General features: G+C 45.4%; 14 protein-coding genes. 13 read left to right on the top strand and 1 reads right to left on the bottom strand.

The annotated features are described in order from the left end of the window. The 4 genes from ACQY6Q_RS01290 to ACQY6Q_RS01275 all read left to right on the top strand — a co-directional run. The coding region (locus ACQY6Q_RS01290) for an MMPL family transporter (RefSeq protein WP_427976947.1) at window positions 1-306 on the top strand (306 nt) is incomplete at its 5' end. Window positions 307-316: 10 nt separating this feature from the next. Continuing rightward, the gene (gene secF, locus ACQY6Q_RS01285; protein WP_427976945.1) at window positions 317-1267 is read left to right on the top strand and encodes a protein translocase subunit SecF; all 951 of its coding nucleotides are present in this window, start codon (window positions 317-319) and stop codon (window positions 1265-1267) included. A gap of 45 nt (window positions 1268-1312) precedes the next feature. Continuing rightward, a complete protein-coding gene (locus ACQY6Q_RS01280) occupies window positions 1313-1681 on the top strand; it encodes a rhodanese-like domain-containing protein (RefSeq protein ID WP_055734851.1) in 369 nt (122 codons plus the stop codon). Between the two features lie 4 nt (window positions 1682-1685). After that, a complete protein-coding gene (locus tag ACQY6Q_RS01275; protein ID WP_427976943.1) occupies window positions 1686-1955 on the top strand; it encodes a hypothetical protein in 270 nt (89 codons plus the stop codon). Between the two features lie 254 nt (window positions 1956-2209). On the opposite strand, the gene suhB is transcribed toward ACQY6Q_RS01275, so the two are convergent. Continuing rightward, a complete protein-coding gene (gene suhB / locus ACQY6Q_RS01270; protein ID WP_427976941.1) occupies window positions 2210-3013 on the bottom strand; it encodes an inositol-1-monophosphatase in 804 nt (267 codons plus the stop codon). 171 nt (window positions 3014-3184) lie between these two features. On the opposite strand from suhB, the gene trmJ reads away from it, so the two are divergent. From trmJ to iscX, 9 genes are all read left to right on the top strand, one after another. Further along, entirely contained in the window at window positions 3185-3916 is a 732-nt protein-coding gene (gene trmJ, locus ACQY6Q_RS01265; protein ID WP_427976938.1) for a tRNA (cytosine(32)/uridine(32)-2'-O)-methyltransferase TrmJ, read from the top strand. Between the two features lie 91 nt (window positions 3917-4007). Then, the gene (gene iscR, locus ACQY6Q_RS01260; protein WP_427976936.1) at window positions 4008-4481 is read left to right on the top strand and encodes a Fe-S cluster assembly transcriptional regulator IscR; all 474 of its coding nucleotides are present in this window, start codon (window positions 4008-4010) and stop codon (window positions 4479-4481) included. A gap of 35 nt (window positions 4482-4516) precedes the next feature. Further along, the gene (locus ACQY6Q_RS01255) at window positions 4517-5731 is read left to right on the top strand and encodes an IscS subfamily cysteine desulfurase (RefSeq protein WP_427976933.1); all 1215 of its coding nucleotides are present in this window, start codon (window positions 4517-4519) and stop codon (window positions 5729-5731) included. A 29-nt stretch (window positions 5732-5760) separates the two neighbouring features. After that, window positions 5761-6144: a Fe-S cluster assembly scaffold IscU gene (gene iscU / locus ACQY6Q_RS01250; RefSeq protein ID WP_427976931.1), complete on the top strand. Its 384-nt coding sequence runs from the start codon at window positions 5761-5763 to the stop codon at window positions 6142-6144. A 17-nt stretch (window positions 6145-6161) separates the two neighbouring features. After that, window positions 6162-6485, top strand: a complete 324-nt coding sequence (gene iscA, locus ACQY6Q_RS01245) for an iron-sulfur cluster assembly protein IscA (protein WP_427976928.1) — start codon at window positions 6162-6164, stop codon at window positions 6483-6485. A 12-nt stretch (window positions 6486-6497) separates the two neighbouring features. Then, window positions 6498-7016, top strand: coding sequence for a co-chaperone HscB (gene hscB, locus ACQY6Q_RS01240; RefSeq protein WP_427976926.1), 519 nt, complete (start codon window positions 6498-6500; stop codon window positions 7014-7016). 3 nt (window positions 7017-7019) lie between these two features. Continuing rightward, the gene (gene hscA, locus ACQY6Q_RS01235) at window positions 7020-8873 is read left to right on the top strand and encodes a Fe-S protein assembly chaperone HscA (protein WP_427976923.1); all 1854 of its coding nucleotides are present in this window, start codon (window positions 7020-7022) and stop codon (window positions 8871-8873) included. Between the two features lies 1 nt (window position 8874). Beyond that, on the top strand, window positions 8875-9213 hold the full coding sequence (gene fdx, locus ACQY6Q_RS01230) for an ISC system 2Fe-2S type ferredoxin (protein WP_427976921.1): 339 nt from the start codon (window positions 8875-8877) through the stop codon (window positions 9211-9213). Between the two features lie 11 nt (window positions 9214-9224). After that, window positions 9225-9425 carry a Fe-S cluster assembly protein IscX gene (gene iscX, locus ACQY6Q_RS01225; RefSeq protein WP_427976919.1) on the top strand — a complete coding sequence of 67 codons (201 nt, stop codon included), beginning with the start codon at window positions 9225-9227 and terminating at the stop codon, window positions 9423-9425. Window positions 9426-9431: the final 6 nt, after the last annotated feature.

The raw sequence follows: 9431 nt of genomic DNA, 5'->3' as shown, positions 1-9431 counted from the left end.
GGTATGGCGGTGGATGCAAACGTGCTTATTTTTGAGCGTATTCGTGAGGAATTGGCTGATGGACGCAGTCCGCAGCAGGCGATTCATTATGGCTACAGCAATGCGCTTTCAACTATTTCTGACGCCAACATTACCACCTTTATCACGGCATTAATTTTATTTGCTATTGGTACTGGTGCGGTAAAAGGCTTCGCAGTGACTTTAGCCATTGGTATTGCCACTTCTATGTTTACCGCTATTATCGGTACCCGAGTGATTGTTAACTGGGTATGGGGTGGTAAGAAAATAGATAAGCTATCAATTTAGGAGCGACGACGTGTTTTATTTATTTAAACCAAGAGACACCGTGCGTTTTATGTCGCACCGTAAACCATTTATTTGGTTTACCATTTTATTGATGGTGGCTTCCGTAGCTAGTTTGGCAATCAATAAAATCAATTGGGGCCTCGATTTTACCGGTGGTACCTTGATTGAAGTTGAGTTTTCTCAACCTGCCGATTTAACTCAGGTTCGCGATGTGATGGGTAACAATGGTTATCCAGATATGGTCGCCCAATACTTTGGTTCGCAAACTCAAGTATTACTAAGAATGATGCCGCGTGAAGGGCTGGACAGCCAGCACTTGGGCGATAGCATTATGGGCTTGTTACGAGACCAAGTGGACAGCAACGTTGAAATGCGCCGCATTGAATACGTGGGGCCAACTGTGGGCAACGAGCTGGCTGAGCAAGGTGGTTTGGCGATTATTGCAGCGCTTGGTTGTATTCTGCTTTATGTAGCAATGCGTTTTGAATGGCGCATGGCACTGGGTGCGGTACTGGCCTTGGCGCATGACGTAATAGCGACTTTGGGTTTGTTTTCCTTCCTTCAGTTGGAGTTCGACCTTACCGTTATCGCTGCTTTGTTAACGGTAGTGGGTTACTCCTTGAACGATACTATTGTGGTATCGGATAGGATCCGTGAGAACTTTCGTAAACTGCGTAAGGGTGACCCTGAAGAGATTATCGATGTATCGTTAACCCAAACCTTTAACCGTACTATCGTAACCTCGTTAACCACCATCATCGTATTAATTTCCTTGTTTGCCTTAGGCGGCGAGTTAATTCATAACTTTGCAACAGCCTTGTTGTTTGGTGTGTTTATTGGTACTCACTCTTCGATTTATGTAGCCAGTACCCTGGCGTTACACTTAGGTATTAAGAAAGAAGACTTTATGCCTAAAGAATTGGAAGAGAAAGAAGGCGCAGACCAAGAACCTCTTGCGTAATGTTTAAAACCCGCTTCGGCGGGTTTTTTGTTAAGGAGAACAAAGATGGCTCATAATCCTCGTTTTTTAGCATTAGTTGATGATTGTCGTAGTCGCATTAAAGAGTGCGATGTCCATCAGGTAAAACAATGGTTAGACCAAGGTTTAGCTTTTAACTTGATAGATAATCGTGAGCAAGATGAGTGGGCGAAGAACCGTATTCCTAGCGCGCAGTACATGGGGCGGGGGGTATTGGAACGCGATATTGAAACGGCGATCCCCGATTTGGATGCGATGATTGTTATCTACTGCGGCGGTGGCTTTCGCTCAGCTTTAAGCGCCGATAACCTAGTGAAAATGGGCTATCGTAATGTTATCTCTATGGATGGAGGGATCCGTGGTTGGCTGCAAGCTGGCTACCCCCTAGAGGACTAAAGTGATGACTAGCGCAGAACAGTATATGGTTTACTACTTTGATGTTGGTGAACAGAGCTACTATTTTTTAGATGAACCAGCCGCTAATCAAGCTTATGTAGAAGCTGAATTACGTGGCGACCATCCAATTTGGGGAGAGCCGACGCCCTTAGTTACTCTACTCGAAATAAAAGACGCCTTGCTAGGCAAGTTTACCAAGCGAATAGCGTTTTTAGAGCTGCAATTAGAGAGGGCTGAATTGGCCCATAGCGACTTCGACCTAAGCGGTAGCTAATCGATTTCGATACAACTGAGCTGGTTTTTGACCAGCTCTAAGCCAATTTAAAACCACCTTGATTCGATTTGTTAATCGGTCTTGCAGTTCATATACCCTCAGCAACGCTTTTCTGCAATAGCAAAACCAGCCGTATTTAGCAGCGATGAACTAGCGCTTTCTGCTCGTTCCACTAAGCGTTGTATTTAAGCTGAATATTAGCGGGCAAAAATAAAGCGGGCAGTGCCCGCTTTATTAACAATGATGTGTAATGCTTAGCTTTTAAGCGCATCATTTAAATGCGGGCGGATTTTAGCCAGCATCGATTTTAAAACTTTAGGATTAGCACATACAATGTTGCCGCTTTGGTAGTACTCGGTATTACCAGAGAAGTCTGTCACGATGGCACCAGCTTCACGAGCAATCAATTCGCCCGCCGCAATGTCCCAAGGTTTTAGGTTGAGTTCGAAGAAACCGTCTAAGCGACCCGCTGCAACATATACCAAATCAAGCGCAGCTGAACCGGCACGGCGAACATCACCACACTCGGCAAAAATGGCGCTAAACATGCCTAGGTAGCTTTCCATATAGTGTTTACGTTTGAACGGAAAACCAGTACCGATGATAGTGCCGTCTAAATCTTTCGCTTTAGAAACGCGTAAACGATAGCCATTAAGCTGAGCCCCTTTACCACGAGAAGCCGCAAACAACTCATTACGTAATGGATCGTAAACTACCGCATGCTCGGTTTTACCGCGAATACGGAGTGCAATTGAAATCGAGAAGTGAGGAATACCTTTGATAAAATTGGTGGTTCCATCCAAGGGGTCAACAACCCATTGGTATTCATCATCCTTGCCTTGATTTAATCCACTTTCTTCAGCGATGATCGAGTGATCAGGAAACGCATTGTGAATGGTATCGATAATGCTTTTTTCAGCGGCTTTATCTACGTTGGTAACGTAGTCGTTAGCGCCTTTTGTTGTTGTTTCAACTTTATCAAGTTGTGCGTAAGCTTGAGTTACAATCTTACCTGCGTTTCGCGCAGCGCGAATCGCAATGTTTAGCATTGCATGCATGAATAACCACCAATTTGTAGAAAGAACATAAAATAACCGCCGGATTATAGAGAATAGGGAAAACAAACACAATTGATTATAGGTAGAGGATTTAAACTTTTTCCAATCTAGCTGCTAAGGCTATGGCTATGTTACAATCCGGCGGATTAATTTTAGGGTGAAGTAATATAAATGTTGGAAAATATTCGAGTGGTTTTAGTGGGCACTAGCCATAGTGGTAACATTGGTTCTGCTGCCCGAGCAATGAAAACCATGGGAATAAGCGACTTATGTTTAGTGGCTCCAGAAGCTGAAATTGATGGCAAATCTGTTGCCTTGTCGGCTGGTGCATCGGATGTGCTTGGCGGCGCCACTATAGTTGAGCAATTGGCAGAGGCCGTGGCTGATTGTCAGCTCGTTATTGGTGCTAGCGCTCGTTCACGTACCTTAGATTGGCCGATGTTAGATGGTCGAGAGGCTGGCGAAAAGTTGGCCTTTGAAGCGCAGTCTGGCAAAGTGGCCATTGTTTTTGGTCGTGAAAGCAGCGGTCTAAATAATGAAGAGCTACAACAGTGTCATTACCACGTATGTGTTCCCGCTAATCCTGAATACAGTTCACTTAATCTTGCAATGGCGGTGCAGTTATTGTGTTACGAAGTGAGAATGGCCTATTTGGCGCAACAAAATACTCATCCTAAAGCAGCTCCTGAAGCTTATCCGCATGCAGAAGATTTGGAGCGATTTTACCAGCATTTCGAGCAAAGCATCGCCGACAGTGGCTTTATCATCAAACCTCATCCAGGCAAGGTGATGGAGAAAGTGCGCCGTATGTTTAATAGAATTCGCATGGAAAAACAAGAGCTTAATGTTATGCGTGGGATCCTAACTTCATTTGATAAACACATTTCCAAGACAGAAGAATAATCCCGACTAATTTACTAGGTTTTATACTTGACTAAAATAGTCGGATATGGAAAGATTGTGACTAGGTTCACGCGAAAATGGGTTTTTTGATATGCGCTTAACTTCCAAGGGACGCTACGCAGTTACCGCGATGTTAGATGTTGCTCTTCACATGGAAGAAGGGCCGGTTTCTCTTGCTGATATTTCAGAAAGACAAGGCATTTCCTTGTCCTATTTAGAGCAACTGTTCTCGAAATTACGTAAACATGGCCTAGTGAGTAGCGTTCGCGGCCCAGGTGGTGGATATCGCTTAGGTATGAATGCCGACGATATTGCAGTAGGTATGGTTATTCACGCTGTAGATGAATCAATCGATGCTACTCGTTGCCATGGCTCCGCTGATTGTCAGGGGGGAAAGCCTTGTTTGACTCACTCTTTATGGAATGATTTGAGTGAACGTATTGCCGACTTCCTTGATAACATCACCTTAGGCGGACTAATGCGTGAACGGCAAATTGTCAGTGTTGCGCATAACCAAGATCGGCTTAAGCAGGTCGACACCAACACGATACAAATTAGTTTATGACGCTCGCCTTAGTCGAGTAGTAACGGAGAACTTTAATGAAATTGCCCATTTATCTTGATTATTCTGCGACCACTCCAGTTGACCCTCGTGTTGCTGAAAAGATGATGCAATACCTTGGCGTGGATGGTATCTACGGTAACCCTGCTTCGCGCTCCCACCGTTTTGGCTGGCAGGCGGAAGAAGCTGTAGATATTGCGCGTAATCAGATTGCAGAGTTGGTTAACGCCGATCCGCGTGAAATTGTATTTACCTCTGGTGCAACAGAATCGAATAACTTGGCGATTAAAGGTGCGGCTCATTTTTACGCTAAAAAAGGTAAACACCTTATTACCTGTAAAACCGAACATAAAGCCGTGCTCGATACGTGTCGTCAGTTAGAACGTGAAGGCTTTGAAGTGACTTACCTTGAGCCCGAAAGTAACGGTATTATCAACTTGGATAAGCTAGCCGAAGCGATGCGCGAAGACACTATCTTGGTGTCAATCATGCACGTAAATAACGAAATCGGTGTTATTCAAGACATTAATGCGATTGGCGAACTATGCCGCTCTCGCAAGATTTTATTCCATGTTGATGCTGCGCAAAGTGCCGGTAAGATCGACATTGATTTACAAGCCTTGCCCGTAGACATGATGTCGTTTTCTGCGCACAAAGTATATGGCCCTAAAGGCATTGGCGCATTGTATGTGCAACGTAAACCACGCATTCGCTTAGAAGCGCAGATGCACGGTGGTGGTCACGAGCGTGGTATGCGTTCTGGTACCTTGCCAACCCATCAAATTGTGGGTATGGGCGAAGCCTTTGCCATCGCTAAACAAGAAATGGCTAAAGATAACGAGCATATTCGCGCCTTGCGTGAACGTTTCTGGAACGGCATTAAAAATATTGAAGAAACCTATGTCAATGGCGACTTCGAGCAGCGAGTAGCAGGCAACCTTAATGTTAGCTTCGCTTATGTAGAAGGCGAGTCGTTAATTATGGCACTTAAAGATCTAGCTGTATCTTCAGGTTCTGCCTGTACTTCAGCGAGTCTTGAGCCTTCTTACGTACTGCGTGCTTTGGGCTTAGACGACGAGCTAGCACACAGTTCAATTCGTTTTTCTTTTGGTCGCTTTACTACCGAAGAAGAAGTAGATTATGCCATTAAAGTTATTAATGAAGGCATCGGTCGGCTACGCGAAATGTCGCCGCTATGGGACATGTTTAAAGACGGCGTAGACCTTAGCCAAGTAGAGTGGGCACACCACTAAACAATAACTAAGAGATTTGGAGAAATATCATGGCTTACAGTGAAAAAGTAATCGACCACTACGAAAATCCACGCAACGTGGGTGCGTTTGACGACAAAGACGACACTCATATCGGTACCGGTATGGTTGGCGCTCCGGCGTGTGGTGACGTAATGAAGTTGCAACTTAAAGTGAATGACCAAGGTGTGATTGAAGATGCACGCTTTAAAACTTATGGTTGTGGTTCTGCTATTGCCTCTAGCTCGCTGGTAACAGAGTGGGTTAAAGGAAAAAGCTTAGAAGAAGCGCAAGCTTTAAAAAATACTGATATCGCTGAAGAGTTAGCTTTGCCACCAGTGAAAATTCACTGCTCTATTTTGGCAGAAGATGCCATTAAAGCGGCAATTGCAGACTACAAAAAGAAAAACGCTTAGACAGTAAGGAGCCGATGATGGCTGTATCACTAACTGAAGCGGCTGCTGCCCATGTTAGCCAGTTCTTAGCCAACCGAGGCGCCGGTAAAGGTGTGCGTCTTGGGGTTAAAACTTCTGGCTGTTCGGGCATGGCCTATGTTCTTGAGTTTGTTGACGAGTTGGCTGAAGACGACAAGGTTTTTGAAAGCTGCGGTGTGAACGTGATTGTCGATGAAAAAAGCTTACTCTACATTGATGGCACGCAATTAGACTTTGTTAAAGAAGGTTTAAACGAAGGCTTTGTATTCAACAACCCTAACGTTTCTGGCGAATGTGGTTGTGGAGAGAGCTTTAGCGTTTAAATGGAATACGCTATGAATTATTTTGAATTGTTCTCTCTAAGCCCTTCTTTTCAGCTAGATCTTCAGGGTCTAGCTCAGTCTTATCGAGAGTTACAACAGCAATACCATCCCGATAACTTCGCGGCGAATAGCGAAGATAACCAAGCAGCGGTGATGCAAAAGGCGGCACAAATCAATGATGCCTACCAAACGCTTAAAGAACCGCTATCTCGTGCTCAATACCTGCTACGTTTGCAGGGCATAGACTTAACTGGCGAACAGCAAACTATTAACGACATAGATTTCTTAATGAGCCAAATGGCTTTACGAGAACAGTTGGCCGAAATTGAAAATGCAGCGGACCCAGAGCAAGCCATCGATGATTTTTCTGCCTTACTTAAGCAGCAACGAAGTGACTTGAGCTCTAGCTTTGAAAAAGCCTACAATGAGCAAAATTTTGATTTAGCCGCTGATGAAGTTCGTAAGCTTAAGTTTTACGCTCGTCTAAAACAGCAGCTACAGCAACTCGAAGAGAAGATTCTAGATTATTAATCTATGGCATTACTACAAATTGCAGAGCCTGGGCAATCGGCTGTTCCTCATCAACATAAACTCGCTGTTGGTATCGATTTAGGTACCACTAACTCACTCGTTGCTACTGTGCGCAGCGGTAAAGCCGTGGCGCTGGCCGACCATGATGGTCGTTACTTATTACCTTCGGTGGTGCGTTATCACTCAGCCGGTATAGAGGTAGGACAAGCCGCAAAAGTCCATGCCGTTAGTGACCCGCATAATACTATTACTTCGGTAAAACGCTTATTAGGTAAAGCCAGCAGTGATATTGATGCCGCTACCTTTCCTTATGACTTCGCTAGAAGCGAGTCGCCACAAATTAATACCGTGGCGGGAGCCGTTAATCCGGTGCAGGTGTCTGCCGAAATTCTTAAAAGCTTAGCCAAACGCGCTGAAGAATCTCTGCAAGGAGAGCCCGATGGTGTGGTGATTACTGTTCCTGCTTATTTTGACGACGCTCAGCGTCAAGGCACTAAAGACGCCGCCCAGCTAGCTGGCCTGCATGTATTGCGCTTATTGAATGAGCCCACTGCTGCTGCTATCGCTTATGGCTTGGACAGCGGTGACGAAGGCGTGATTGCCATTTATGACTTAGGTGGCGGAACCTTCGATATTTCTATTCTGCGTCTGTCTAAAGGGGTATTTCAGGTGCTGGCTACCGGCGGTGATTCCGCTTTAGGTGGCGATGACTTTGATGATGTTTTGGTGGAGTGGATTGCCGAACAAGCCCAGCTTGAGGCTGTTCGCTCGCCGCAGTTGCAGCGCGAGTTATCGCGGATTGCCAACCAAGTTAAAGTTGATTTAAGCGAGCAGCAACAAACCAGCGTTGAACTGGCCATCGAAGGTATTGAATGGCAGGGTTCCATTACTCGTGAACTCTTCGAACAGTTAATTGAAGACTTAGTTAAACGCACTATTCGAGCCTGTCGTAGAGCTCTACGTGACGCCGAGGTGGATTTAGACGAAGTCAATAATGTAGTCATGGTGGGCGGCTCGACACGAGTTCCTAAAGTCCGCCAAGATGTGGCTAGTTTCTTTAAAAAGCCGGTGTTAACTAGTATCGACCCCGATCAAGTTGTGGCAATTGGTGCAGCGATTCAGGCCGATACCTTAGTGGGTAACAAAAAAGACGACGAGTTGTTATTGCTTGATGTGACTCCCCTGTCTTTAGGCATAGAAACCATGGGCGGTTTGGTTGAGAAGGTGATTCCCCGTAACACCACTATTCCAGTAGCGCGGGCTCAAGAGTTTACCACCTTTAAAGATGGCCAAACGGCTATGGCCATTCATGTGGTGCAAGGTGAACGGGAATTGGTCGATGATTGCCGCTCGCTTGCCAAGTTTACCCTGAGAAACATTCCACCTTTAGCCGCTGGTGCGGCGCATATACGGGTAACTTTTCAAGTTGATGCCGATGGGTTGTTATCGGTTACCGCAATGGAAAAATCCACTGGCGTACAAGCTTCTGTTGAGGTGAAACCTTCTTATGGTTTGGCCGATGAGGCCGTGGCGAAAATGCTTAAAGACTCAATTGCTCATGCCAAAGAGGATGTCAGCATGCGAATGTTGCGCGAGCAACAAGTAGAAGCGGCGCGTTTTATTGAAGATATGAATGCCGCCTTGGCAGAAAGTGGTGAGCGTTTATTAAATACCGGCGAGCGCCAGCAAATCGAACAAGCGATGCAACACTTAGCAAAAGTGGCCGCGGAAGATAAGGTTGCGGCAATTGAGCAAGCCATTAAACAATTAGATAGTGTCAGCCAGGATTTCGCTGCGCGGCGAATGGATGATTCCATTAAACAGGCCCTAACCGGTCAGCAAGTAGATAGGATTTAAGATGCCTAAAGTGATTTTCTTGCCTCATGAGGATTTGTGTCCTGAAGGCGCGGTAGTAGAAGCCCAAAAAGGCGAAACAGTATTAAATGTGGCGCTGCGAGATGGCATTGATATTGAACATGCCTGTGAAAAGTCTTGTGCTTGTACCACTTGTCACGTGATCGTCCGTGAAGGCTTCGATTCTTTGGAAGAGAGCGATGAATTAGAAGACGATATGTTAGATAAAGCCTGGGGTTTAGAGCCCGAGTCTCGTCTGAGCTGCCAAGCAGTGGTAGCCGATGAAGACTTAGTGGTAGAGATCCCTAAATACACGATTAATATGGTGTCTGAGCAGCACTAAGGAGAGCGCTCATGGGATTGCGTTGGATAGATGTAGAGCAAATTGCAATAGAACTGGCCGAACAATTTCCCGAGCAAGATCCGAAACAAGTTCGGTTTACCGATTTACACCAGTGGGTTTGTCAACTAGATGACTTTGATGACGACCCACAACATAGCAACGAGCGTATTTTAGAAGCAATTATTTTAGCCTGGATGGAAGAACTTGACTAAAACGGC

It is taken from the genome of Agarivorans sp. (genome assembly GCF_050295395.1).
In the GTDB taxonomy this organism is placed as follows: Bacteria; Pseudomonadota; Gammaproteobacteria; order Enterobacterales; family Celerinatantimonadaceae; genus Agarivorans.
The sequence above is the reverse complement of the archived record's forward strand: the minus strand, read 5'-3'. Positions and strand labels throughout refer to the sequence as shown.